The following is a 24,980-nucleotide window of genomic DNA, read 5'->3' on the forward strand; positions in this document are numbered from 1 at the left end:
ACTCTCCGAAGGAGATTTCCGATGAAACATGTTCTCATTACCAGCATGCTTGCGATCGGGCTCGGCTGCGGGACGGCGATGGCCCAGTCGCAGCAGCCCGCCGACAGCCAATCAGGAGCGGACACAAATTGCGCTTCCGGCACGACCAACTGCCAGAAGGGCTCGAAGATGAAAGAGCAGGCACAGGGTACCAAGTCCCAGACTGACCAGCAGGCTCAGGGCAAGGCCAAGGCCAAGACGGACGAGCAGGCTCAGGGCAAGGCCGGCGCCACTACGGACCAGCAGGCACAGGGCAAGGCCAAGGTCCAGACCGATCAGCAGGCCCAGGGCAAGGCCGGCACCACGACGGATCAGCAGGCCCAGGGCAAAGCCAAGGTCCAGACCGATCAGCAGGCCCAGGGCAAGGCCGGCACCACGACCGACCAGCAGGCACAGGGCAAGGCCAAGGTCCAGACGGATCAACAGGCCCAGGGCAAGACCGGCACCACGACGGACCAGCAGGCCCAGGGCAAGACCTCCACACAGGATAAGACCTCGACCGCTTCCATCACCAATGTAACGGTTGAACAGAAGACCCAAATCACCCAGGTGATCCGGGACACCAAGGTCGAGCCGGTAGCCAGCGTCAACTTCGACGTCTCAGTCGGCATCGAGGTTCCGCGGCACAAGATCAGGCTGCATCGTTTGCCGGCTCGCATCGTCAAGCTCGTCCCGGCGTACGAGAGCTACGAGTATTTCGTCCTCGCCGACGGCCGGATCGTCATCGTCGATCCGGATACGTACAAGATCGTGCTGATACTGACCTAGAGCAATTCCAGGAAAAGTGCGTAGCGCTTTCCCTAGGGAGTTGCGTAAAAACAAAGAGCTAGAGCAGGAGATTGCTCAACCCGCCCCGCCGCGGTCGGGTTGAGCACTATGGCGAGATGATGCGGAAAGCTTCCTCGTGCAGGCCTCAGCGCATGCTCAAGGGTTCCGAGGCCGCAAAGTCCGCAAGGTAATCGAGTAGCGGTGCTCGGCAAGCGGCGGGATGCTGTGCTCCCATTGCGACCGCGAAGGGCCCGTCATGAGATAGGCCGATCTCGGCTCGACCGTGATGGTCCGGCGGTCCCATCCAGACCCATTCTTGCGTCGAAGGCGAAAATCGCAGGGCGCCAGCAGCGAAACGCCCGCGACGTCTTCGAAATGAGGCTTGTCGCGGTGCCAGCCGATGCCGGCGCCGGGCCGGTATTCATTGATCAATACCTGCGCGAAGGCTTCGGCGGGCCGGCGCGCAAAGGCCGCGACCTGTTCGCGCAAGGCCAACAGAAAATCAGGTATAGGCGGTGCCTCGACGACTTCACGCCGATCATAATCGTAGCGAAGACCAAAACCGACGACACGCCGGTTTGCCAAATGGCCGTGGAAGTCGAAGGGTCTGAAGGGCAGTCCTTCAAGATGCCGGACGAGGTCGATTTCCTCTTGCGGTGTGATCAGTCCGGGCTGGTAGGCGAAACCCTCCGGTAGATCATCCTGAACGACACCGAAGAGATCATACTGGGGCACACGGCCGGCTGTTTTCGGTTTGAGCGGCGACATTGTGCCTAGATGGTGAAGGCCAGACCGCAAGGCAATACAGGGAACCGCGCTTGCTTGCCTGGGACACATCTCAACACCGGCGCAACGGAACACCGTAGCGGCGTGAAAGTTTAGGAGACGGCGGTTCCGTCGGAGGCCGCCGGACATGTTCCAGCCTTGGAGTGCCGGATGCCGCGCGTTGAAACCGGGGCCTGCTTTTGCGGGGCGATTGCCGCCGCCATGGACGGTGAGCCCTTCTGGATATGTTACGATCACGATGACGATTGCCGACGGGCGATCGGCAGTCCGCTCACCGTCTGGGTCGGATATCGGCCGAGCCAGTTCCGCCTTTTGAAGGGAACGCCAAAGGCCTTCTCCAGGACGCCGGGCGTTGTCCGCACTTTCTGTCCCGATTGCGGGAGCTCGATAGGCTATAGCGACGAAGGCCTGCCGGACGAGCTCTACCTGACAATCGGGTTCTTCGACAGACCCGAAGGGCTGCGGCCACAGGCCCATGCCTATTGGAATCTCAGACTGCCGTGGGTCGACTTTGCCGACAAGCTGCCGCGTATCGATCGATATTCGAGGAAGCGCGACACGAAGTTCGGCAATCCCCGCGACAGGTAGCGAGGTCGGTGGCGGCACGGAACCGCACCATGCCTGAGGGGTTTATGTGGCTGAGTTGTCAGGTGCCAGCATGCCGTCGACCGCGATCCGAAACACGCAATACGATCCCGCGACCAGGACGCTCTCCGTCTGGTTCGTGCCGAGCGGTAACCGCTATGACTATGAGGACGTCGCACCGGCAACCTACGCCGCGTTCATGAAGGCTTCCTCGAAGGGCCGCTTCTTCAATGAATTCATTCGGGACCGTTACAGATACCGTCGCGTGGCGTGATGCGGCGCCAGCGGCCTGTCATGCCTTCTTGTTCTGCTCGGCGGGCATCTGATCCGGCGCCGGCTCCCAACCAAAGACACTGCGGCCGCCAAGCAGATGCGACTGGTCGAATTCGCCGGCGACAATTTCCTTGAGGCTGGGACCGGTGACGTATCGCTCGACCTGCCGCGACTGATCGTCGAGCCGCCTCAATGCACCGATTTCCTCTTCGCGACCAAGCCTGGCCTTTTGCACGGCGGACTTCAGCACGCCGATCGTCTCGTCATAGACCTTGAGCGGAACAGGGAACGGATGCCTGTCCTTGCCGCCATGCGCCAGCGAAAAACGGCCCGGGTCCGAAAACCGGCAAGGCGCGCCATGCACCACTTCAGCAACGAGGGCCAGCGCCCGCACCGTGCGGGCGCCCACACCAGGAACAAGGAGAAGCTCGGCGAAATCGGCGGGACCTCGCTCGGCGGCCGCGGCCATGTTGCCGTGAAGGCGATGCATCAAGACATCGCTTTCGCGGACATCATGGTGAGCCGGCATGACCAGATGCGGCAACAATGGCTGCGCCGGAGCCGGTGCGGTGCCGGGTTCCAGGGCGGCGAGTTCCCGAAGGATACGGTCCGGCCCAAGATCCTGGAGCAGGTCAAGCTGTCCCTGGCGCGAGGCCTCGGCGCGCCGGTCGGTCAGATTGACGATCTCGCCTTGGTTGGCGCCTTCGATGGCGGCATGCGGCTGGTCGACGAAACTCTTCAAACCTTCGGACAGCCAATGATAGCGGCGCGCCACCTTGCTGTCGCCGTTCATGCCTTGCTGCACCACCACCCAGTCGCCATCGTCGGTGACGATGAAGCCGTGCAAATAGAGGTCGAAACCATCCTGAACGGCGGCGCTGTCCACCTTGGCGACAAGCCGGCTGGCGGTTGCCAGGCGCGCACCGTCGAAGCCGATTCGCTCGCCGATGGCGGCAAGCTCATGCGGGGTTTTGCGCGAATGCGCGCCACGGCCGCCGCAGACATGAATGCCGAGTTCGCCCGACAGCGGCGTGAGACCGCGTTTCAAGGCGCCGACGACGCTGGTCGTGATGCCGGAAGAATGCCAGTCCATGCCCATGACGGCGCCGAAGGACTGGAACCAGAACGGATGCGCGAGGCGTCGCAGCAACTCATTGCGGCCATAATGATGGATGATCGCCTCGCACATGACGGCGCCGAGACGCGTCATGCGATCGCCCAGCCATTTCGGCACACGCCCGCCGTGAAGGGGAAGATCAGCACTGCCCGATCGTTGCGCCACGTTTGCCTGCTCCAATGGCCGCGTATCTCAGACAAATAGGTATCCCGGACCGGGCAAGGAAGCACTGAATGCTCGCACCCGGGTGGTCGATGAGCCAGACCCGGCTCGGTCCGGTCACGAGAGCAACGGCGCTCTGCTACCTCACCACGCGCTTCTCGAGCTTGCGGGCAAGAGTGCGCCGGTGCAGGCCAAGCCGGCGAGCCGTTTCGGAGATGTTGAAGCCGGTTTCGACCAGCGTTTCGTGGATGCGCTCCCATTCCAGGTTCTTGATCGAGGTGGGCCGGCTGGAAAGCGGTACGGAAACATCGCCCTCGGCACGGCCGAAGGCGGCTTCGATGTCATCGGTGTTGGCGGGTTTCGCCAGGTAATGGCTCGCGCCGAGCTTGATCGCCTCGACAGCGGTGGCGATGCTGGCAAACCCCGTCAGAACGACGATCCTGATCGAAGCATCGCGGGCGCTGAGCAGCTTGACGCACTCCAGCCCGGAGCCGCCAGCCCCAAGCTTGAGATCGACGACGGCGTAAGCCGGAACAGCTGTTTCGAGGGCGCTGAGCAATGCATCCCGGTCGTGGCAGACGACCACGTCGTAGTCGCGCTTTTCGAAAGAGCGCTTCAGCGTTTTCGCGAAGATCGCGTCGTCCTCGACGATAAACAGCGATCGATCAGGCCTCACGATCATCTCCATCGGTCAGCGCCGCAAGCGGCAGCGAAAGGGTAACACAGGCGCCCTGCTCCATGTTGCGCGCCGAAAAATCGCCGCCCAGATTCCGGACCACGTTCATGACGAGGAAAAGACCAAGACCGCCGCCTGGCCGTCCCTTGCTCGACATATAGGGTTGACCAAGTGCTGCCAGAATACCCTCGTCGAAGCCCGGCCCGCGATCGCGCACGGAAATCACCAGCTTGTCGCCCTGCCGCTCGGCAGTGACGCCAACCCAATCCTGCGATGCTTCCTGAGCGTTGTCGAACAGGTTGAAGATGACCTGCTTCAGCGCCGTGTCGGACACGATCTGCTCGTCCGGGTCGAAATCGTTCTTGTATTCCAGCTTGGATGGCTGGCGACTGGTGCGCCATTCCTCGACCAGATCGTCGAGGAAACCGCGAATCGTCGTGCGTATCGTTCCCTCGCCCCTCGCCTGGCCGGAAGACATCAGGATCCCGGACACGATGCGCTTGCAGCGCTCGATCTGCGCCTGCATTTCGGCCACATCGGCCGCCAGTTCGCGGTTGCGCGCAAGGGTGCGCATCTGGCGCCAGTCGGACAGGATGACGGATATCGTGGCAAGCGGCGTGCCGAGTTCGTGCGCGGCGCCCGAGGCCAGCAGGCCCATGCGCACGATGTGGTCCTCCTCGGCCGAGCGCTGGCGCAGATCGGCGAGATAGGCGTCGCGCTCGCGCAGATTGCGGTCGATGCGCGTCATGAAGATCACGATCAGTCCGGCCGCCAACACGAAGCAGATGAACATGCCCCTGATATGCAGGGACAGGAGATCGCTGCCGCCATGATGCGGGATCGCGATCGGCTGGAAGAGGAAGATGAGGAAGACGAAGCAGGCCGAGGCAGCCGCCACGAGGATCCAGGTAAACCTTGGCGTCAGCAATGCCGCGCCGAGCGTGATCTGCAAGAGGTAGAGCGATACGAACGGATTGGACGCGCCGCCGCTCAGGTAAAGCTGCGTCGTCAGTGCCGCCATGTCGAAGATGAGCGCGACGAAGAGTTGGGTGTTGCTGATAGGCCTGATACCGCGCAGGACCAGCAGGCTGAAGATGTTGAGGCCCACCAGGAAAAGCACCACGCCGGCCATCTCCGCCAGCGGCAGTGGGATATCGAACCAGTATTCCGTCGCCAGAATGGTGAGCACCTGGCCCGCCACTGCCAGCCAACGCAGCTGGATAAGCAGGAACAGGTTCTTCCTGTTCGTTGCTTCGGGATGCGATACTGCCCCGTTCTTGCCGGCAAGGGATGTCGCCATCAGGGATTTGTCATGGTGAAGCGCTTGCGTGGGAACGCTCATCTCGCGGGTCCTTGCCGCCGGCGGCGGCCGATCATCGGCCTGGCCAGGGCAGTGGCGAGCATCGCAGCGAGCGTGAACCAGGTCAAAGCATAGACCAGGTGGCTGTTGCGGAAAGTCACGACGGTGAGCCCGCCGCGCGGCCAACCCTCCATGCCGGATGCTTCCGCATCTACGAAATAAGGAGCGACGTTGGTCGTCAGGCCGCGCGCGGTTGCGATGGCAGCGACGTCTCGCGAATACCAACGATTGCCAGCGGCGTCGTTCTTGCGCAGAAAGCCGCCGCCGGGTTCGCTCATGCGCAACAGCCCGTCAATGACGGCCGGCGCGGTTAGGCCGCCCCTCTCCCGCTCGAACTCAGCCTTGCGTTCCTGGGGAATGAAGCCGCGGTTGACCAGCACCACGAAACCACGGTCGGTTCGCATCGGCGTCAGCACCCAATAACCGCCGCCAAGCTCCGTCACCGCCTGCACCAGCGTGTTGGCGCCGCCCAGATAACGTCCGGCCAATCGCAAATGATCATACTCGTAGTCGGCCGCGGTGATGCCGTTCCAGTTCTCCGGGCCAGGCGCATCGACAATCGGGGCATGAATGCGTTGGTCGACACGGGCAATCAGGTCGAGCTTCCAGACCCGCCTTTCCAGCTGCCATATGCCGAGCCCGACAAACACCAGCACGCCGAGGAACCCGAGCAGCACAAGGACAAGGCGCGACGCGGACGATCCGCCGGCGCCCTCTAGTGGGACGGGACGTCCGATCGCCTCGATGGTTGTCCTCCCAGGGCCCGCCGCCAGGCTCATGGCATCTCGCGCATGTCGTGTAGCCCCGGCATCATGTTGGCGTTGAGATGGTACATCACCCAGAGCGAGCCGGTCAGCACGATGACGACCAGGATCAGCGTGAAGATCAGCGCCAGCATCGACCATCCGCCTTCCGAGCCGGTGTTCATATGCAGGAAGAAGACCATGTGGACGACGATCTGCACGACCGCGAAGGCCATGATGACGATGGCAGTGGCCTGCTTGTCGTCGATGGCGCCGGTCATGACCAGCCAGAATGGAATGGCGGTCAGGATCGCCGACAGGACGAAGCCGGTCAGATAGCCCCGCAACGATCCGTGTGCTGCTCCACCATGGGCGTGGCCGTGGCCCTCGACATGATCATGAGCGCTCATCGCAACATCCCCATCAGGTAGACGAAGGTGAAGACGCCGATCCAGACGACGTCGAGGAAGTGCCAGAACATGCTGAGGCACATCAGCCGGCGGCGGTTCGCCTCGATGAGGCCAAATCTCGCGACCTGCACCATCAGCGTCACCAGCCAGACGGTGCCGAAGGTGACATGCAGACCGTGCGTGCCGACCAGCGTGAAAAAGGACGACAGGAAGGCGCTGCGCTGCGGCGTGGCGCCTTCATGGATCATATGCGCGAATTCGTAGAGCTCGATCGACAGGAACGCCAGGCCGAACAGGCCGGTCACCGCGAGCCAGGCTTGCGTCGCCGCGACACGGCCCTTGTCCATGGTCAGCATGGCGAAGCCATAGGTGATCGAGGAGAAGAGCAGCATGGCCGTGTTGACCGCCACCAGATCGAGGTCGAACAGGTCCTTCGGTGCCGGCCCGGCCGCGTAATTGCCGCCAAGCACGCCATAGGCGGCGAACAGCATCGCGAAGATCAGGCAGTCGCTCATCAGATAGAGCCAGAAGCCGAGCATGGTGGAGCCGCCTTCGGCGTGCGCATGCTCTTCTTCCAGGTGGAAGACCGGTTCGGTGCCGGCCGTGATTGCCGTCGATGTCATGCTCAAACCCTTAGCCTTGAGCGGCGAGGAGCGTCGTCCTCGCCTCCTCCGTCTGCGTGACTTCGGCCGCCGGAATGTGGAAGTCGCGGTGATAGTTGAAGGTGTGGCCGATCGCGGTGGCGATGAGGCAGACAAAGCTCAGCGCCGCCAGCCACCAGATGTACCAGATCAGGCCGAAGCCGAGCGCAACGCTGAAGGCGGCCAGGATGATGCCGGTGCCGGTATTGCTTGGCATGTGGATCGGCTTGAAGCCGGCAAGCGGCCTGATGTAGCCGGCCTGCTTCATGTCATACCAGGCATCGTTGTCGCGAATGACCGGCATGAAAGCGAAATTGTAGGCGGGCGGCGGCGAGGACGTCGACCATTCGAGCGTGCGGCCGTCCCAGGGATCGCCGGTCGTATCGGCAAGCGCCTCGCGCCTGCGGATGGAGACGAAGATCTGGATCAGGAAGGCACCGATGCCGCAGGCAATCAGCACCGCGCCGAAGGCGGCGATGACGAACCATATCTGCAGCGAGGGATCGTCGAACACGCGCATGCGGCGCGTCACGCCCATCAGGCCGAGGATGTAGAGCGGCATGAAGGCGAACCAGAAGCCGACCACCCAGCACCAGAACGAGACCTTGCCCCAGAACGGATCGAGCTTGAACCCGAAGGCCTTGGGCCACCAGTAGGCAATGCCGGCGAACAGGCCGAACAGCACGCCGCCGATGATGACATTGTGGAAGTGCGCGATCAGGAACAGGCTGTTGTGCAGCACGAAATCCGCCGGCGGCACCGCAAGCAGCACGCCGGTCATGCCGCCGACGGTGAAGGTGAGCATGAAGGCCACCGTCCACATCATCGGCAGTTCGAAGCGGATGCGGCCCCGGTACATTGTGAACAGCCAGTTGAAGATCTTCGCTCCGGTCGGGATCGAGATGATCATCGTCGTGATGCCGAAGAAGGAATTGACGCTGGCGCCGGAGCCCATCGTGAAGAAGTGGTGCAGCCAGACGAGGTACGACAGGATGGTGATGACCACCGTGGCGTAGACCATCGAGGTGTAGCCGAACAGGCGCTTGCCGGAGAAGGTCGAGGTGACCTCGGAAAAGACGCCGAACAGCGGCAGGATGAGGATGTAGACTTCCGGATGACCCCATATCCAGATGAGGTTCACATACATCATCGGGTTGCCGCCGAAGTCGTTGGTGAAGAAGTTGGTGCCGACATAGCGGTCGAGCGCCAGCAGCGAGAGCACCGCCGTCAGTACCGGGAAGGAGGCGACAATCAGCACGTTGGTGCAGAGCGACGTCCAGGTGAAGATCGGCATGCGCATCATGGTCATGCCGGGCGCGCGCATCTTGATGATCGTGCAGATCAGGTTGATGCCCGACAGCGTCGTGCCGACGCCGGCCACCTGCAGCGCCCAGATATAGTAATCTACGCCGACGTCGGGACTGTAGCCGATGCCGGAGAGCGGCGGATAGGCAAGCCAGCCGGTGCGGGCGAATTCGCCTACGAACAGCGAGGCCATGACCAGAATGGCGCCGCCGACCGTCATCCAGAACGAGAAATTATTGAGGAACGGAAAGGAGACGTCGCGCGCGCCGATCTGCAGCGGCACGACGAAGTTCATCAGTCCGGTGACGAAGGGCATCGCCACGAAGAAGATCATGATGACGCCGTGGGCGGTGAATATCTGGTCGTAGTGATGTGAGTTCAGGTAGCCCTCGGAGCCATTGAAGGCGATGGCCTGCTGGAGGCGCATCATGATGGCGTCCGAGAAGCCGCGCAGCAGCATGATCAGGCCCAGCACCATGTACATGATGCCGATCTTCTTGTGGTCGACGCTGGTGAACCATTCGCGCCAGAGGTAGCCCCATAGCTTGAAATAGGTGATCACGCCGAGAAGCGCGATGCCGCCGAGCGCCACCGCGACGAAGGTGGCGACGACGATGGGTTCGTGCAGCGGCAGCGAGTCCCAGGTGAGGCGGCCGAAGATGAATTTGGTCAGCGTATCGGGCATCGGCGGTCTCTCACAATTCACGCCGCAGCAGGCCGACGGTCGGCGTATCCGCCTCGGCGCTACGGCTGTCTGTCCCTGGCCGGAGCAGTCCCGCCCCGCGAAGCGGGGACAGGTTCTTCGCCGGCCAATAGGTCGGCCAGGCATCGCGGGAGGCGCGCGAGATGGCAGCGGCCTCTTCCGCGGTGCAGATGCTGGCGACATAAGAGGGATCGTTTCCGAATACCGCGCCGCGCCGGGCGAGCTTGTCATATTGCAGCGGCAAGGTGTTGCGCACACCCGCGAGACCGAGACCACCCTTGGCGTCGATCGACATCATCTCGTTCATGCACATCTTGCCGCGCTCGACGCACAGATTGAGGATGGCGCCATAAAGGGCGGGATCGACGGACGCGTAGTGCCGGACCGGTTCGTTCTCGCTCGGCTTTTCGAGTTCGAGGTAACTGTCGCGGTTGAGCGCCGCCGACGCGGTCCTGGTCTGTGCCACCCACTGGTCGAAGGCCTGGTCGGACAGGCCGTGGAAGGCAAAGCGCATGCCCGAAAAGCCGGCGCCGCTGTAGTTGGCGGAGAAACCGCTATAGGTACCCTGTCGATTGATGACGGCGTGCAGCTTCGTCTCCATGCCCGGCATGGCATAGATCTGGCCGGCAAGGGCTGGAATGTAGAAGGAATTCATCACCGCCGACGAGGTGATGCGGAAATCGATCGGCTGGTTGACCGGCGCCGCCAGCTCGTTGACGGCGGCGATGCCGTAATCCGGATAGATGAACAGCCATTTCCAGTCGAGCGCCACGACCTCGACCCTGAGCGGCTTGTGCAATTGGGTAACGGGCTGGCCGGCTTCAATCCGGTCGATCCGGCGGTATGGGTCGAGCAGGTGGGTGCCGAGCCAGGTCAGCGCGCCAAGGCATATGATGATCAGCAGAGGGGCTGCCCAGATCACCAGTTCCAGTTTCGTCGAATGATCCCAGTCGGGCGCATAGGTCGCCGAGGCGTTGGATTTCCGGTAGCGCCAGGCGAAAAAGACAGTCAGCGCCATGACCGGCACGATGATGATCAGCATCAGCAGGGTCGAGACCACCAGCAGGTCGCGCTGCTGGGCCGCGACATCGCCCGCCGGCGCGAGCACGACCATATCGCAGCCGCTCAACAGCCCGGCCAGGGGAAGCAGAAGCAAGGCTCCAAATCGTTTCATCAGACGCTGCCCTCGATGGACCGCCGCAACGCGTTGGGATGTTGCAGTGCGGTATTGATCAAGGGCTACTGCCGGCGGCGGCGTGGTGACATTGGACAATTTGTCCAATGCCCAGCCGGGGTGGGTCTGGCACAGTGTGCAGCGCACAATGGGATTGCCGCAGTTGGGCCCCAAATATTTCATTCCACGCGGTGGCGACGGACAAGATGGCTCATACTTCGACTGGCGAAACAGACAGCGGGCTGATCGGCTCGGACCACGGCCAGGTCAGCGCGGGCGATATCGCGGTCGGCGTGATCGTCGGCAGGACGTCGGAATTCTTCGACTTTTTCGTCTATGCGATCGCGTCCGTCATCGTGTTCCCCAAGCTGGTGTTTCCGACGCATGAACCGCTCGTCGGAACGCTCTACTCCTTCGCCATCTTCGCGCTGGCCTTCATCGCCCGTCCGTTCGGTTCCGTTCTGTTCATGGCCGTCGACCGCGCCTATGGTCGCGGTGCGAAACTGACGATCGCGCTGTTCTTGCTCGGCACCTCGACCGTCGCCATCGCGTTCCTTCCAGCCTATGGCGATATCGGCGTGCTTGCGATCTGGCTTCTGGCGCTGGCCCGCATCGGGCAGGGCGTGGCGCTTGGCGGGACGTGGGACGGCCTGCCCTCGCTGCTGGCGCTGAACGCGCCGCGGAACCGGCGCGGCTTCTACGCAATGATCCCGCAACTGGGCGCGCCGATCGGCCTCATCGTGGCCAGCGCCCTCTTCGCCTTCTTCGTCGCCAATCTGTCGGCCGACGACTTCCTTGCCTGGGGCTGGCGCTATCCCTTCTTCGTCGCCTTCGCCATCAATGTCGTGGCCCTGTTCGCCAGGCTGCGCATTGTGGTGACGCCCGAATTCTCGAAACTATACGAAAGCGGCGACCTGCAGCCGACGCGCATAAGGGACACGATCAGGGCCGAAGGCCGCAACGTCATCGTCGGCGCATTCGCGCCGCTGGCGAGCTTCGCCCTGTTCCACATGGTGACGGTGTTTCCGCTCTCCTGGGTATTCCTGTTCACCAATGAGGGACCGGCACGCTTCCTGGCGATCGAGGCGGTGAGCGCGCTGTTCGGCATCGCCGCCATCGTCGCGTCGGGCCCACTTGCCGATCGTGTCGGACGCCGAGCGCTGCTCGGCGGTTCGGCGATCGCCATCGCGACGTTCAGCGGCTTTGCCCCGCAGCTTCTGGATGGCGGTACCGTTGGCGAGATCCTGTTCATGGTGCTGGGCTTCATCCTGCTGGGGTTGAGCTTCGGGCAGTCGTCAGGCGTCGTCGCATCGAGCTTTTCGCGACACCATCGCTATACCGGCTCGGCGATAACCTCGGATCTCGCGTGGATGTTCGGCGCCGGCTTCGCTCCGCTCGCAGCTCTGCTGCTGGCCGGCAATTTCGGCCTCATCGCGGCGGGCGCCTACCTGCTCTCGGGCGCGGCCTGCACCTTGCTTGCCTTGTGGATTGATAGACGGCGTTCGGCCGCGGACCGTCCGGTCGACTGAACACTATACATGGCGGGAAGAGTCAGCGAGCGTCGCCGGAGCCGCTGCCCTGCCGGTCAGCGGAACATCGAACCGCCATCGACGTCGAGCGCCGCGCCATAGACGAAGCTCGCGGCGTCGGAGCACAGGAACAGGATCGCGGCGGCCATGTCGTCGGGCCGGCCCATGCGGCGTATGGGCAGGTTGGCCGCAATGCGATCCTTCAGGGCCGGGTCGATGTGGGAATGCATCGGCGAATCGGTCGGCCCCGGATTGAGGGCGTTGATGCGCACCGCCTTTCCCGCCAGTTCGCGCGCGACCGACTTCACCAGCGAAAGCGTGCCGGCCTTCGAGGCCGCATAGGCCGTGTCGGCGATAAGGCCACCGCCGCCATGCACGCCGGCGTCCGATGCCACGCAGACGATGTTTCCCCCGCCGCTGCCCTGCATGCGCTGCACCGCCCCCTGGACGGTGAAAAAGGTGCCCAGCAAATTGACGCCCAGCACGCGCTGCCAGTGCGCCCAATCCTGGTCCGCAATTCGCCTGGCGGTGATGATCGCGGCGCAGGTGACGACATTGTCGAGCCTCGCCAGCCTGGCATCGCAATAATCGAACATGTGCCTGATGCTGTCGGGATCGCCCATGTCGGCCACCACCTTGTGCGGTGTCCCGGCCATCCCGCCCACCTCGTCATGGCGCCTTGCAAGGCCTTCCGCGTCACGGTCGCACATCACGACCTCGGCCCCTTTGGAGAGGAATGCACGGGCGGTTTCGAAACCCATGCCGCTGGCGGCACCGGTCACCAGCACGGTCTTGCCGGCAAAGCTGTCCGGGGCAAATGTGGCGTATGCGTCGGTCATGATCTCTCCATGGGGCCGAAAAAGGGATTGGGCAGCCGCAGGCAAGGCCTGTGGCGCCGGCGCGAGCCGGTTCAGGCCTTCAGGTGCAGAGTCACCAGCACGGTACACTCGGCGCCACCGTCGAACCGTGCCGCGACACGCAGCCAATTGCCGAAATGCGCAAGCCGCGCCATCGCTACGGCGTCGCGTTCCTTCGGCATCGGAAATTCGGTGCCCTCGCGCAGCCAGTGCATGCCGTCCGGCGAGACCTCGACCCATGCCGTGGCGGTGGGGCCGACGGGTTGCTTGAGCGCGCGTACGAAGAAGACCGCCTCTCGCGCCCATCCCGCCTCGTAAGGCTCGCTGGCGGCTTCGCCATGCCAGCGTTCGTTGCGCGAGACAATCGCGGTGATGTTCTCGGGCAGCATCAGAAATCTCCCGAAATGCAGATGGAATCGACGTAGAGGAAAGCCCGTTTGGCGACGTCGGTTTCAGCGAAAAGGCCGAAGTTGAGCATGCACCACAGGTTCTTCATCGCAGGAATGCGGATCGAATCGAAGCCTGTGAGATCAAAGCTGCGGTCGTTGCAGCGCAGCCCGAGCGCCGTCATCGTTGCCAGATCGAAATCGAAGCACAGATACGTCCAGTTCACCTTGGTGGGGATTTCGTTGTAGCAGAGGCGCTGCGATCCACCGGGAAGATCGACCCAGCCCTCCGGCGACAGATGATAGTGGCTGATCGTCTTGTTGTCGGTGCCGATCGGGGTGATCCTTTCGGTCTCGGGCTTGTATTGCCATTTCTGCAGATGCTGGCCGTCGAGCGCGTTCAAGAAGCGCAGATGCGGCATGACGCGATCGTTGTGGCTGTTGCCGTCCTGGTCCCCACCCTGCAGGTCGAAGAGGAGACCGACCGAGCGTACGTCGGTTTCGGACAGCTTCAGCGTGTTGGCCTCCGGCTTGAAGGTAAAATACATTTCGAAACGGATCGGCCCGCGTTTGCGGAACGTGTGGCGTTTGATGGCGACGTTTCGGGCCCCCGCCACCGGGCGTGTCGCGATCTTGAGGGCATAGGACGAATCCATCCCGCCATGCGAGCCGGCGTCCCAGTGGGCGAGCGTCGACAGCATCGCGCTGGTGTGCTGCGCGTAGCCCGGCAGCATGGTGTCGAGATCGTCCTCGTAATTGCCGACGAGCTGCGACCAGCCGCAATGACCGCGCGCGAAATTGTCGAACGACAATATCCGCGGCAGCGGATCGAAACGGCTGAGCGCGGGGTCCGCGCGCAGCAGCGCCAGGCGCATCGCCTCGGTCAGGTCGCCGGTCTGGTTTGGAGCCTGGTTCTTCATCTGGTCTTCGGCCTCATTCGGCTTTCAGTTTCTTGACGGCATTCCAGTCAATTTCGATGCCGAGCCCGGGTTTTTGCGGAACATCGAGCGTGCCGTTCTTCTGCCTGACGCAGCCGGGTGCAAGATCGGCCAGATGCGTCTTGAACGGGCTGGCATCGCATTCGCATTCCATCACGCCGAAGTTCGGCATCGCGGCGGCCAGGTGGACGCTTGCCGTCTCGCAGACGATGCCGGACATGCCGATATGCGGAGCGTAGCGGACGTCATGAGCGGCGGCGTAATCGGCCATGCGGCGCGTCTCGGAGATACCGCCGGCGCGCGCCACGTCCGGCTGCAGCACCGACAGTGTGCGGTTGGCGATCAGACGTTGCGCCTGGTCGAGCGTGAAATTGCTCTCGCCCGCGGCCAGCGGTACGTCGCAGCGCCGGCGCAGTTCCTCATAGCCCTGCTCGTTCTCCGGTTGCAGCGGCTCCTCGAACCAGAAATAACCATTTGCCGAAAGCGCGCGGCCGACCTCGACGGCCTCATCCAGATTGTAGGCCCAGTTCGCATCGACACAGAGTCCGATCGCGTCTCCGGCCCGCTTGCGAATGCGCTCGATGCGTTTGCAGGCGTCCCGCACAGGGCGCGCCATCTTGACCTTGATGCGTGTAAAGCCCTCGGCGACATAGCGGTCGAGCTCGGCGTCGGCGGCCTTGTCGTCGACCCAGTTGACGGCCGCCGCGTAGACGTCGATGCGATCACGTCCGACGCCGCCAAGAAGTTTGGCGATGGGCTGTCCGGTTGCCTTGCCCAGTATATCCCAGAGCGCGATATCGACGCCGGCGATGGCCTCGATCAGCATGCCACCTGCCCTGCCCGACAGCGCGCGGCGCATCGATTGCCACAAGGCGCCGATGTTGCGCGCGTCCTGGCCGAGCAGGCGCGGCCTGAGCGAATTTTCGATCAACTCGACATAGGCTTTGGGCGAAAACCGCGCCAGGGTTTCGCCAGCCCCGACAATGCCGTCGGTGGTACGCATTTCGACCAGGACCAGCGAGACCTTTTCGTAGACGCCCCAGGACGTGACCGTGGGCCTGGGCAGCGTCTGACTGAGAGGATGGACTATCACCTCGGCAATCTTCAGTGGCCCCGCCACGGTTGGATCGCTCATGCGCATCAATACCAGACTTCCCTCGTCCTTGCGGATGGCTCGTCATAACGCTCACTTATAAACTTAGCAACCACAAAACTTAGTTGCTATGTTTGAGGCAATCGTGCTAGGCAGCCGACAGAGGAACCCGAATGATCGCAGAAACAGCACGCAAATCGATTTTCGCCGCGAAGCCCGCGAGCCCGTCCCGCCTCGCGGACGGAGTCTCGGATGCAATCGCCGCGGCCCTGTTCGACGGACGCATCGCGCCCGGCGAAGCGCTGCCGCCGGAAGGCGAGATCGCCCGGGAGTTCGGCGTCTCCAAGCCAATCGCGCGCGAGGCGCTGCGCCAGCTGACCAGCGCGGGCCTGGTGTCGACGCAGCAAGGCAAGGTCGCGCGCGCCAAGGCACTGAGCGGCGAGCCCATGGACCGCATTTACGCCTATGCGGTCCGATCGAGCCTGACCCGGTTGCAGGAAGCCAACGAGATGCGCCGCGTCATCGAAGTCGGCATCGCCCGGCTGGCCGCCGAGCGCCGCGATCCCAGAGGATTGGAAATGATGCGCCAGGCCGTGCTCGACATGCACGCCGGCATCGGCAAGCCAGGCGATTTCACGCAGGCCGACATTATGTTCCACCTCGGCCTCGCGACGGCCACTGGAAATTCAATGATCCGCATCCAGATGGAAGGGATGCGTTCGGTCCAACGGGAGGTTTCGGAACTGTTTTCGCGGCGCTCCAATCGCAGCGAGGCGGATTGGCGGGCGACCGTCGAACGGCACCAGGCAATCCATGACGCGATCGCGGCGGGTGATACCGAGCTCGCGGACCGACGAATCCACGAGCACTTCGACGCAGCCGACATCGCCTCGTTCGAGGTCGCGGACAAACTCGGGGAGCCGTCACCTTGAACCAGGACCGTTTCTCCCTTGCTGGCCGTCGAGCGCTGGTGACCGGCGCTAGCTCAGGCATCGGGCGTGCGGTTGCGATCGCCCTTGCCCGGCAAGGGGCCGCGGTCGCGCTGCACCATTTCGGCGACGCCGCCGGCGCGCGCGACACGGCGGCAGCCATCGGTCCCGGCACCACGGTCACCGAGGCCGATTTCACCGACAGCAGAGCGATGTCGGCCTTTGCGGACGAGGTCAGCGACGGCGCCATCGACATCCTGGTCTCGAACGGCGCGATCGAGCGGCGCCGTGCATGGAGCGAGGTCGACGAGGCGCATATCCAGGCGCATGTCGCGGCCAACTTCACGGCCCTGCTCACCTTAGCCGCGCGGCTGGTTCCAGCCATGGCAAAGCGCGGATGGGGGCGCGTGGTGGCGACCGGCAGCGTGATGGCGAGGCGCCCGCGCGCCGAGACCATCGTCTATGCGTCGCTGAAGGCCGCGCAACTGACGGCGGTGCGCGCCATGGCGCGTGAAGTCGCGCCGCATGGCGTCACCATGAACGTGGTATCGCCCGGCGCGATCGAGACGGAGGCGACTGCCGAGCGCTACCGCGACGCCTCTTTCCGCGCGGCGGTCGCAGCGAAGATTCCCGCCGGGCGCCACGGCCAGCCCGACGACGTCGTCGGCGCTTTCGTTTTCCTGTGCAGCGATGCCGCCCGTTACATCACCGGCGCCGACATTCCCGTCGATGGCGGCTGGACGATCGGCGACGCACCCGGCGCCTTGCCAGGAGCAGCATGACAAGACGCCGCCGCTTGCGGGGCGATTGATATCGCACCCACAGTTCTTGATCGGACGATCAATGTTTCGGGAGGAAATCATGAAGACCGCAATCAAGCTCGCACTATCGGCCGTGGCGCTGTGCGCCCTGTCGGCACAGTCGCCGGCCCAGGAACTCCGGATGACCGTGTGGACGGGCAACGAGGCCCATCTCAAGATGCTGAACGGCATCGCCGCGGGCTTCATCGCCAAGCATCCGGGCGTGACGGTGAAATTCGAGACCGTTCCGGTCGCCGACTATACGCAGAAGCTCACCTTCCAGGTCGCCGGCGGCAACGCCCCCGATATCGCCTGGATGATGGAGGATGCGGCACCGGCCTTCGAGAACGCCGGCCTGCTCATGGACATCGGCCCAACGCTGAAGGCGACCGAGGGATACAATTTCGAGGATTTCTCCGAGCCGGCTATGGCGCTCTGGCAAAAGGACGGCAAGTTCTATGGCATGCCGTTCTCGACCTCGCCTTTCCTGATCTACTACAACAAGGACCTGTTCGACAAAGCGGGTCTGGAAGACCCCAACCAGCTCGCCGCGAAAGGCGAGTGGAACATGCAGAAATTCCAGGAGGTCGCCAAGAAGGTCACCGACGCCAATCCCGGCAAATGGGGCTTCGAGTTCAAGGACGGCGAAGGCTACGCATCGCGCATGACGCACGCTTTGCTGCCACCCGTGCGCGCCTATGGCGGCGACCTGTGGGCCAACGGTCAGTGCGGCCTGGACAAGCCAGAAGCGGTGACCGCGATCAAGCAGCTGCACGACATGGTGTTCAAGGACAAGTCGATCGTGCCGCCGGGAGAACAGGGCGACTATTTCTCCGGCAATTCGGCGATGACCGTGAACCAGATCTCGCGGGCCTCGAAGATGCCCGAGGCGGGTTTCAAATGGGGCATCGCTCCGCTGCCTTCGGGACCGGCCGGCGAGGCTCCGGTCATCGGCCAGGCCGCGCTGACCGTCTTTGCATCGGGCAAGAACACGGAGCTCGCCGCGCAACTGGTTGCCGAGATGACCAGCAAGGACAATGTGGCTGTCATGGCGCAGTTCTTCCCGCCCGCCCGCAAGAGCGTCCTGGAGAGCGATGCGTTCATCAATTCCAACAAGCTGATCCCGCCGCAGCAAATGAAGGGCGTGGCAGCCGCGATCGTCAACGGCCGCGTCCACCCCTCGCATGAGCATGTGCCGCAGATCTTCGCGGCGATGGCGCCGCGCGTCGACGCATTGTGGCGGGCCGACGCCAATGTCGAAGAGGCACTGAAGGGCGTCTGCGCCGCCATCCAGCCGCTGCTCTGACACAGGGCTCCGCTTCGTGACTGGCAAGGCATCCCGGGGCAATGCGGCGCACCCACCGAGCGCGCCGTGGCTGACCCTGAAGACCAGGGAAATGCTGGAGGCGTGGCTGTTCGTCAGCCCGACCCTGATCGGCTTCCTGATCTTCTTCCTTGGGCCGCTGGTCGCCATTTTCTATTATTCGACGACCGAGTGGAACCTGCTCAGCCAGCAGGCGACATTCGTCGGGCTGCGCAATTTCCACAACGTCCTGCTGGAGAACCCCGACTTCTGGCATGTCGTGCGCAATTCCGTGATCTTCGCGCTGGGACTCGTACCCCTGAACATGGCGCTGGCGCTCTCGCTTGCGCTGGCGCTGTCGCGGCCGTTCTTCGGCGTCGTCTTCTTTCGGACGGTTTTCTTCGCGCCGGTGGTCACGTCGGCGATTGCCTGGGCGATCGTCTGGAAATTCATGCTGCAGGGTGAAGGCGGCGCCGTGAACCAGATGCTTGCCTGGATCGGTATAGACGGTCCGAACTGGCTGCGCGAGCCCAACTGGGCGATGGCGGCGGTCATCGTTACCCGCGTCATCAAGATGGTCGGGCTCAACATGATCCTCTACATCGCGGCGCTGCAATCGATACCGCGCGACTATGAAGAGGCCGCAAAGCTGGAGGGCGCGTCGCGCTGGCAGGTCTTCCGCATGATCACCTGGCCGCTGCTTGCGCCGACGACGCTGGTCATCATGGTTCTGACGACGATCGGTTCGTTCAAGGTGTTCGACCATATCTACCAGATGACCGGTGGCGGCCCGGAAAACGGCACGCTGGTGCTGGCGTTCTACATTTACCAGCAGGGCTTCAAATTCTTCAATGTCGGCTATGCGGCCGCGCTTGCGCTGATCATGTTCGTCATCGTCATCGCGCTGACCCTGGTGCAGGTGATGCTGCGACGGAGGGAGATGGAGTGAGCCCGCGCCTGACCGAAATCCTGTACCGCATCTGCTGGACCGCAGCCCTGCTGCTGGTGGCGGTGCCTTTCATCTTCCCCTTCTTGTGGATGATTTCCGGCGGCTTCAAGAGCACCACCGAAATCTTCGGCACGCCGACCTTGATCCCCCGCGTCTGGCGCTTCGAGAATTTTGTGGAAGTGTTCACCTATCAGCCCTTCGCGCGGCAGTATTTCAACTCGCTCTACATTGCCGCGACGGTGACGGTGCTGACCTTGTTCATCGCCTCGCTCGCCGGCTACGCGCTGGCGCGCATCCGCTTTGCGGGCGCTGGCCTTTTGATGCTGTTCCTGGTGATGGCGCTGATGGTGCCGGAGGAAGTCACCATCATCCCGAACTTCTTCCTGATCCGCGCCATGGGTCTGATCGACACGCACTGGCCGCTCATCCTTCTACCGGTGTTCGGACCGCAGGGCGTGGTGGCGACGTTCCTGATGCGCCAGTTCTTCCTGGCGCTGCCCAAGGAGCTTGAGGAGGCGGGCAAGATGGACGGGCTGTCACGTTTCGGCGTCTGGCTGAAGATCGCGCTGCCGATGTCGCGGCCGGCCCTTGCCGCGGTCGCGATCATCACTTTCCTGCATTCTTGGAACCTGTTCCTCGAACCCTTGATCTTCCTCAGTTCGCTGGAGAAGTTCACGCTGCCGCTGGCGCTGTCCAATTTCAACGACAGCTACGGCCTGCCCCTGTGGAACCTGCAACTGGCGGCGACGAGTCTGGCCGTGGTTCCCATCCTCATCATCTATCTGATCGCCCAGCGCCAGATCATCGAGAGCTTCGCCCTCTCCGGCGTCAAGGGATAAGGGAAGTCATGACAAAGGTTCTGCTCAAGGACATCCGCAAGAATTTCGGCACGGTCGAGGTCATCCGCGGCGTCGATCTCGAGATCGAGGATGGCGAGTTCGTGGTCTTCGTCGGACCATCGGGATGCGGGAAGTCGACGCTGCTGCGGCTGATCTCCGGCCTGGAGCACATCAGCGACGGCGAACTCCACATCGGCGATCGCCTGGTCAACGAGGTGCCGGCGGCCAGGCGCGGAGTCGCGATGGTGTTCCAGTCCTACGCGCTTTATCCGCACTTGACAGTCCGCGACAACATGGGTTTCGGCCTCAAGGTGCGCAAGGTGCCGGCCAGCGAACGCGCCCGCCGCGTTTCGGAAGCCGCCGCAACGCTGAAGCTCGAACCGTTGCTCGACCGCTTTCCGCGTCAGCTGTCGGGCGGCCAGCGCCAGCGCGTGGCCATCGGCCGGGCCATCGTCGGCAATCCGGACGTCTTCCTTTTCGACGAGCCGCTCTCGAACCTCGATGCCGAACTGCGTGTCCACATGCGCTCCGAGATCGCGGCGTTGCACCAGCGCCTGTCGACGACGATGATCTACGTGACCCACGACCAGATCGAGGCCATGACGCTTGCCGACAAGATCGTGGTGTTGCGCGACGGCAGGATCGAACAGGTCGGCTCGCCCCGCGACCTCTACGACAGCCCGCGAACCGTCTTCGTCGCCCAGTTTATCGGCAGCCCCAAGATGAACGTCCTGCCGCTCGCCGACGGACAACCTATGGCGCTTAGCGCATCGGTCCCCGCGACGGCCACATCGGTCGGTATTCGACCCGAGCACCTGGCGCTGGGCCAGCCCGCGAACGGCACATTGCGTGGCAAGGCAAGGCTCGCTGAATATACCGGCGCCGTCACGCTCCTCCATGTCGAGCTTGACGGGGGCCAGACCTGCCTCGTCATCCACAATCAAGGACCGGCGCCGGAAACCGGCGCCGAGGTCGACCTGCGGGCCGAACCCGGGCATCTGCATTTCTTCGATCAGGAAGGGCGGGCGGTCTGATCTGCCGCGCCCCGGCGGTTCTACAGCATGTCGCGGCGAATAGGATTCGCCCGTCCTGCTGTAGGCGTCTGATTTTATGCACGTCGTCGTCCCGGAACCGAGGACACTTCCGGGCGACATGCATTATTCCGCCGCCAGTGCAGCGACTTCCCGCCGAAACGGCAAGGCGTCGCCGATGTCGGGTTCGTCCAGCTCGCGAGCGAAGCGATGGCCGGCATAGGTTGCCCAGGCGATGGGTCCCGGTGCTTCGGCATCGCCGATGACCTTGACTGAACGGATGCCGGCGTCGGCCCACTCGCTTTCCCGGGCCTTGAGATTGCGCCAAACGGCGTCGTCCTGATTGCGCGACGTGACAAGTACGACCGCATCGGCCGTCAGATCCTGTTTCGAGCCGGTGTAGACGCAAGCCGTCACGACACCGCCCGAAGCGATACTCGTGACGGTCCTGTTGAGCACGATATCGACCCCGAGTTCAGCCAGGCGGCGGTGAATGGCCCCTTGCTCCAGCGTGTTGCGGGTCCAGTCCGAGACATAGGCCGATGGCGTCACCAAGGTCACCTTCGTTCCCTGACGCGCCATCAGCTCGGCGAGAACGCCGCCCATGTAATAGTGGTCGTCGTCGAACAGCACGACATTGCCATCTGGAACCTTGCCGGCCATCAGATCGTCGGGCGTAAGGACCGGCATCGCGACGTCGATCGGCATCGGCACGACATGGGCACGCGCGACGCCATCACGGCGCCAGGTCGATCCGGTGGCGATGGCGATGTTCTGGAAGCCGAAGGACAGGATGTCATCCGCCGCCAGCCGGCTTTCGAAATAGATGTCGACATCGGGCATCTGGCCGAGCTGATACTGCCGATAGTCGCGCACCCTGCCCCAGGCCGACAGGCCTGGAAGTTTGCTTTCGCGCGCCACACGCCCGCCGAGTTCGGTGCCGGCTTCCGCGATGGCCACTTTATAGCCGCGCAGGCCAAGCGCACGGGCAGCCTCCAGTCCGGCAGGCCCGGCGCCGACGATCAGCACGCTGTCGCTGTCGCCCTTGGCCTGCATGCGCTCCGGATGCCAGCCCTTGCGCCATTCCTCCATGAAGGTCGGGTTCTGCGTGCAGCGCGAGATCGACATGGTCATGTCGCCGGTGATGCAGATGTTGCAGCCGATACATTCGCGGATGTCCTCGATGCGGCCCTCCTCGACCTTCCTCGGCAGGAAGGGATCGGCGATCGACGGACGGGCGCAGCCGATGAAGTCGAGCGTTCCCGACCTGATCATCCTGACCATCACGTCGGGTGAAGTGAAGCGGCCGACGCCGACGACCGGCTTCGAGGTCAGCTTCTTGATGCCCGACACCAGGCTTTCCTGCGCCGCCTCGTCCTTGAAGCGCGACGGGCCCGAGCAATCCTCCCAGGCGCCGTGCGCGAGATCCCACAGGTCGGGCAGTTCGGCATGCATCTCGATCATGTCGCGGACTTCCGAATTGGCGAAGCCGAGCTCGCCGATCATCTCGTCCAGCGACAGCCTGAGCGTCAGGCCGCACGTGTCGCCGACCGCGTCGCGCCCTTCTTCGATCAGCTCGCGCATCAGCCGCGAACGGTTTTCCAGCGACCCGCCATATTCGTCGACGCGCTGGTTGGTGGCGGTCGACAGGAAATGCTGGATGATGCCGAAGCCGTGCGCGCCATAGAGGCATACCAGATCGAAACCCGCCTGCTTGGCGCGTTTGAAGGCATTGCGGTGCCAGCGGCGCAAATCGCGAATATCCTGCTTGTCCATGGCGCGCGCCTGAACCGGATCGTTGGTGAAGGTGCGGATCGGCAGGGCCGACGGCCCTCGCGGCACCTCCTTGCTGTAGAGGTTAGGGCCGTTGATCCCGGAATAGGCGAGCTGGATGCCAGCCAACGCGCCGTGCTCGTGCATGGCCTTGGCCATCTTGGCCAAAGCCGGAATGTCGGCGTCATCCCATAGCCGCAGTTCGATGAAGGGTGTGATCTCGGAAGTGTGGTGCATTTCCGTCTGCTCGGTGAAGATGACGCCCCAGCCCCCTTCGGACTTGACGCGGCGCATCTCTGCCGCGGCGGACGGATCGCGATAGCCGCCGCCATTGCAATGCGGAACCTGATAGAAGCGGTTCTTGGCCGTCACCGGGCCTATCTTCATCGGCTCGAACAGGATGTCGTAGCGTGGGTCGCGCATGGTGCTTCCTCCGAGCCGGGTCGGCACTCCCGGTGCTGCCGAAACTACTCATAAATTGGAGCCGGCGCGGGAAAACTACGGATTTCTTCTGTGCCGATTAGGACGCGCCTAATCGCGGCACTGGGGCGGAGTAGTCTGTGTTGAACCGGAACTGAGCGAAATGCGACTTCAGAACATCGGCGGCATGATGCTAGACAGCCGGGACCCTACCGAGAGACAGAAAATGGACACTATCAGGATCTTCGAACGGCTGATCGCTTTCCCGACGGTGAGCCGCGACTCCAACCTCGACCTGATCCGTTATGCGGCCGACTTGCTCGAGGCGAGCGGCGTTGCCTGCCAGATCGTCCACAGCGCGGACGGGCACAAGGCCAACCTCTTTGCCACCATCGGCCCGGCCGGCAGGCCCGGTGTCATGCTCTCCGGCCATACCGATGTCGTCCCCGTCGACGGCCAGAACTGGACGCTGCCGCCTTTCGAAATGACCGAGCGCGAGGGCAAGCTTTACGGACGCGGCGCGGCGGACATGAAGGGTTTTGTGGCCTCCGCGCTCGCCGCCTGTATCAGGGCTTCCACGATGGCGCTTCGGACGCCGTTGCATCTGGCGCTCTCCTATGACGAGGAGGTCGGCTGCCTGGGCGTGCGCGACCTGATCGAAATGCTGAGCGCGGCGCCGCAACGCCCGCTGCTGTGCATCGTCGGCGAGCCGACCAACATGCAGGTGGCGACCGGGCACAAGGGCAAGCTTGCCGCTCGCGCCGTCTGCAGGGGACGCGAAGGCCATTCGGCGCTCGCCCCACTGGCGCTCAATGCCATCCACCTCGGCTGCGATTTCGTGCGTGCCTTGCGTGACGAACAGGAACGATTGGCCCGCGACGGCGCCCGCGACGGCGACTACGACATCCCCTACACGACGGTTCATGTCGGCAAGATCAATGCCGGCGTCGCGCTCAACATCGTGCCCAACCTCTGCCAGGTCGATTTCGAGATCCGCAACATTGCCGCCGACGATGCCGCCGGCATTCTGGACAGGCTGCGCGACGCCGCGGCACGCATTGCCGAGGACGCCGTTTCGATCGCGGCCGAGGCCGCAATCGAAATCGAGATCACCAACACCTATCCGGGCCTCGACACGCCGGCCGCATCGGAGGCGGTGGCCTTCGTCAAATCGCTGACCGGCGCCAATGACACGATGAAAGTCGCGTTCGGCACGGAAGGCGGATTGTTCAGTCGCGATCTCGGCACGCCTGCCGTCGTCTGCGGACCTGGCTCGATGGCGCAGGGACACAAGCCGGATGAATTTGTCAGCGTCGAACAGCTGCGGCGTTGCGACGGGATGCTGGACAGATTGCTCGAACGGCTCACGGACGGCTGGCCGTCGTGATCCG

25 protein-coding genes are annotated in these 24,980 nt (G+C 63.4%); 11 read left to right on the forward strand and 14 right to left on the reverse strand.

Annotated features, from left to right (window positions below; translation table 11 throughout):
* Nucleotides 1-21: 21 nt before the first annotated feature.
* Complete coding sequence (locus tag O7B34_RS01475) at nucleotides 22-807, forward strand: DUF1236 domain-containing protein (RefSeq protein ID WP_337144602.1); 786 nt, start codon at nucleotides 22-24, stop codon at nucleotides 805-807.
* A gap of 156 nt (nucleotides 808-963) precedes the next feature.
* On the opposite strand, the gene O7B34_RS01480 is transcribed toward O7B34_RS01475, so the two are convergent.
* Nucleotides 964-1,575, reverse strand: a complete 612-nt coding sequence (locus O7B34_RS01480) for an alpha-ketoglutarate-dependent dioxygenase AlkB (protein WP_337145178.1) — start codon at nucleotides 1,573-1,575, stop codon at nucleotides 964-966.
* A 168-nt stretch (nucleotides 1,576-1,743) separates the two neighbouring features.
* Between O7B34_RS01480 and O7B34_RS01485 the strand changes: the two genes are divergently transcribed.
* Together O7B34_RS01485 and O7B34_RS01490 are read left to right on the forward strand one after the other, a co-directional pair.
* Complete coding sequence (locus O7B34_RS01485) at nucleotides 1,744-2,181, forward strand: GFA family protein (protein WP_337144603.1); 438 nt, start codon at nucleotides 1,744-1,746, stop codon at nucleotides 2,179-2,181.
* Nucleotides 2,182-2,227: 46 nt separating this feature from the next.
* Nucleotides 2,228-2,452, forward strand: a complete 225-nt coding sequence (locus tag O7B34_RS01490; RefSeq protein ID WP_442920930.1) for a KTSC domain-containing protein — start codon at nucleotides 2,228-2,230, stop codon at nucleotides 2,450-2,452.
* Nucleotides 2,453-2,470: 18 nt separating this feature from the next.
* Here the strand turns inward: O7B34_RS01490 and O7B34_RS01495 are convergent, their stop codons facing one another.
* The 8 genes from O7B34_RS01495 to cyoA form a co-directional block, all read right to left on the reverse strand.
* Nucleotides 2,471-3,733, reverse strand: a complete 1,263-nt coding sequence (locus tag O7B34_RS01495; protein WP_337144604.1) for a DUF763 domain-containing protein — start codon at nucleotides 3,731-3,733, stop codon at nucleotides 2,471-2,473.
* Between the two features lie 136 nt (nucleotides 3,734-3,869).
* The gene (locus tag O7B34_RS01500) at nucleotides 3,870-4,406 is read right to left on the reverse strand and encodes a response regulator transcription factor (RefSeq protein WP_337144605.1); all 537 of its coding nucleotides are present in this window, start codon (nucleotides 4,404-4,406) and stop codon (nucleotides 3,870-3,872) included.
* The gene (locus O7B34_RS01505; protein ID WP_337144606.1) at nucleotides 4,396-5,748 is read right to left on the reverse strand and encodes an ATP-binding protein; all 1,353 of its coding nucleotides are present in this window, start codon (nucleotides 5,746-5,748) and stop codon (nucleotides 4,396-4,398) included. The genes O7B34_RS01500 and O7B34_RS01505 overlap by 11 nt, the downstream gene beginning before the upstream one ends.
* Complete coding sequence (locus O7B34_RS01510; protein ID WP_337144607.1) at nucleotides 5,745-6,545, reverse strand: SURF1 family protein; 801 nt, start codon at nucleotides 6,543-6,545, stop codon at nucleotides 5,745-5,747. Before O7B34_RS01510 ends, O7B34_RS01505 begins: the two co-directional genes overlap by 4 nt.
* Entirely contained in the window at nucleotides 6,542-6,919 is a 378-nt protein-coding gene (gene cyoD, locus O7B34_RS01515) for a cytochrome o ubiquinol oxidase subunit IV (protein ID WP_337144608.1), read from the reverse strand. The genes O7B34_RS01510 and cyoD overlap by 4 nt, the downstream gene beginning before the upstream one ends.
* A complete protein-coding gene (cyoC, locus tag O7B34_RS01520) occupies nucleotides 6,916-7,542 on the reverse strand; it encodes a cytochrome o ubiquinol oxidase subunit III (RefSeq protein ID WP_337144609.1) in 627 nt (208 codons plus the stop codon). Before cyoC ends, cyoD begins: the two co-directional genes overlap by 4 nt.
* 10 nt (nucleotides 7,543-7,552) lie before the next feature.
* Nucleotides 7,553-9,550: a cytochrome o ubiquinol oxidase subunit I gene (gene cyoB / locus O7B34_RS01525; protein ID WP_337144610.1), complete on the reverse strand. Its 1,998-nt coding sequence runs from the start codon at nucleotides 9,548-9,550 to the stop codon at nucleotides 7,553-7,555.
* Nucleotides 9,551-9,560: 10 nt separating this feature from the next.
* Complete coding sequence (cyoA, locus tag O7B34_RS01530) at nucleotides 9,561-10,742, reverse strand: ubiquinol oxidase subunit II (RefSeq protein ID WP_337144611.1); 1,182 nt, start codon at nucleotides 10,740-10,742, stop codon at nucleotides 9,561-9,563.
* A gap of 206 nt (nucleotides 10,743-10,948) precedes the next feature.
* On the opposite strand from cyoA, the gene O7B34_RS01535 reads away from it, so the two are divergent.
* Nucleotides 10,949-12,271 (forward strand): MFS transporter, encoded by a 1,323-nt coding sequence (locus tag O7B34_RS01535; RefSeq protein WP_337144612.1) that lies wholly within the window; start codon nucleotides 10,949-10,951, stop codon nucleotides 12,269-12,271.
* A 56-nt stretch (nucleotides 12,272-12,327) separates the two neighbouring features.
* Here the strand turns inward: O7B34_RS01535 and O7B34_RS01540 are convergent, their stop codons facing one another.
* From O7B34_RS01540 to O7B34_RS01555, 4 genes are all read right to left on the reverse strand, one after another.
* Nucleotides 12,328-13,032, reverse strand: coding sequence for an SDR family NAD(P)-dependent oxidoreductase (locus O7B34_RS01540; protein WP_442920941.1), 705 nt, complete (start codon nucleotides 13,030-13,032; stop codon nucleotides 12,328-12,330).
* Nucleotides 13,033-13,181: 149 nt separating this feature from the next.
* Nucleotides 13,182-13,517, reverse strand: a complete 336-nt coding sequence (locus tag O7B34_RS01545; RefSeq protein WP_337144614.1) for a hypothetical protein — start codon at nucleotides 13,515-13,517, stop codon at nucleotides 13,182-13,184.
* Nucleotides 13,517-14,389 carry a DUF6772 family protein gene (locus O7B34_RS01550; protein WP_337145179.1) on the reverse strand — a complete coding sequence of 291 codons (873 nt, stop codon included), beginning with the start codon at nucleotides 14,387-14,389 and terminating at the stop codon, nucleotides 13,517-13,519. Before O7B34_RS01550 ends, O7B34_RS01545 begins: the two co-directional genes overlap by 1 nt.
* A 58-nt stretch (nucleotides 14,390-14,447) precedes the next feature.
* Nucleotides 14,448-15,587, reverse strand: coding sequence for a mandelate racemase/muconate lactonizing enzyme family protein (locus O7B34_RS01555; RefSeq protein ID WP_337144615.1), 1,140 nt, complete (start codon nucleotides 15,585-15,587; stop codon nucleotides 14,448-14,450).
* Between the two features lie 131 nt (nucleotides 15,588-15,718).
* Between O7B34_RS01555 and O7B34_RS01560 the strand changes: the two genes are divergently transcribed.
* The 6 genes from O7B34_RS01560 to O7B34_RS01585 all read left to right on the forward strand — a co-directional run bounded on the left by O7B34_RS01560 (nucleotide 15,719) and on the right by O7B34_RS01585 (nucleotide 21,399).
* Complete coding sequence (locus O7B34_RS01560) at nucleotides 15,719-16,477, forward strand: FadR/GntR family transcriptional regulator (RefSeq protein WP_337144616.1); 759 nt, start codon at nucleotides 15,719-15,721, stop codon at nucleotides 16,475-16,477.
* Nucleotides 16,474-17,256, forward strand: a complete 783-nt coding sequence (locus O7B34_RS01565; RefSeq protein ID WP_337144617.1) for an SDR family NAD(P)-dependent oxidoreductase — start codon at nucleotides 16,474-16,476, stop codon at nucleotides 17,254-17,256. Before O7B34_RS01560 ends, O7B34_RS01565 begins: the two co-directional genes overlap by 4 nt.
* Before the next feature lie 79 nt (nucleotides 17,257-17,335).
* Nucleotides 17,336-18,580: an ABC transporter substrate-binding protein gene (locus O7B34_RS01570; protein ID WP_337144618.1), complete on the forward strand. Its 1,245-nt coding sequence runs from the start codon at nucleotides 17,336-17,338 to the stop codon at nucleotides 18,578-18,580.
* 91 nt (nucleotides 18,581-18,671) lie between these two features.
* Nucleotides 18,672-19,526 carry a carbohydrate ABC transporter permease gene (locus tag O7B34_RS01575; RefSeq protein WP_337145180.1) on the forward strand — a complete coding sequence of 285 codons (855 nt, stop codon included), beginning with the start codon at nucleotides 18,672-18,674 and terminating at the stop codon, nucleotides 19,524-19,526.
* Nucleotides 19,523-20,365 (forward strand): carbohydrate ABC transporter permease, encoded by an 843-nt coding sequence (locus O7B34_RS01580; protein WP_337139512.1) that lies wholly within the window; start codon nucleotides 19,523-19,525, stop codon nucleotides 20,363-20,365. Before O7B34_RS01575 ends, O7B34_RS01580 begins: the two co-directional genes overlap by 4 nt.
* An 8-nt stretch (nucleotides 20,366-20,373) precedes the next feature.
* Nucleotides 20,374-21,399 carry an ABC transporter ATP-binding protein gene (locus O7B34_RS01585; protein ID WP_337144619.1) on the forward strand — a complete coding sequence of 342 codons (1,026 nt, stop codon included), beginning with the start codon at nucleotides 20,374-20,376 and terminating at the stop codon, nucleotides 21,397-21,399.
* 123 nt (nucleotides 21,400-21,522) lie between these two features.
* Here O7B34_RS01585 and O7B34_RS01590 read toward each other — a convergent pair whose 3' ends face one another.
* On the reverse strand, nucleotides 21,523-23,592 hold the full coding sequence (locus O7B34_RS01590) for an oxidoreductase (RefSeq protein WP_337144620.1): 2,070 nt from the start codon (nucleotides 23,590-23,592) through the stop codon (nucleotides 21,523-21,525).
* Between the two features lie 223 nt (nucleotides 23,593-23,815).
* On the opposite strand from O7B34_RS01590, the gene argE reads away from it, so the two are divergent.
* Nucleotides 23,816-24,976 (forward strand): acetylornithine deacetylase, encoded by a 1,161-nt coding sequence (gene argE / locus O7B34_RS01595; protein ID WP_337144621.1) that lies wholly within the window; start codon nucleotides 23,816-23,818, stop codon nucleotides 24,974-24,976.
* Nucleotides 24,977-24,980 lie beyond the last annotated feature (4 nt).

The organism is Mesorhizobium sp. Cs1299R1N3 (assembly GCF_037179625.1).
GTDB classification, from domain to species: domain Bacteria; phylum Pseudomonadota; class Alphaproteobacteria; order Rhizobiales; family Rhizobiaceae; genus Mesorhizobium; species Mesorhizobium salmacidum.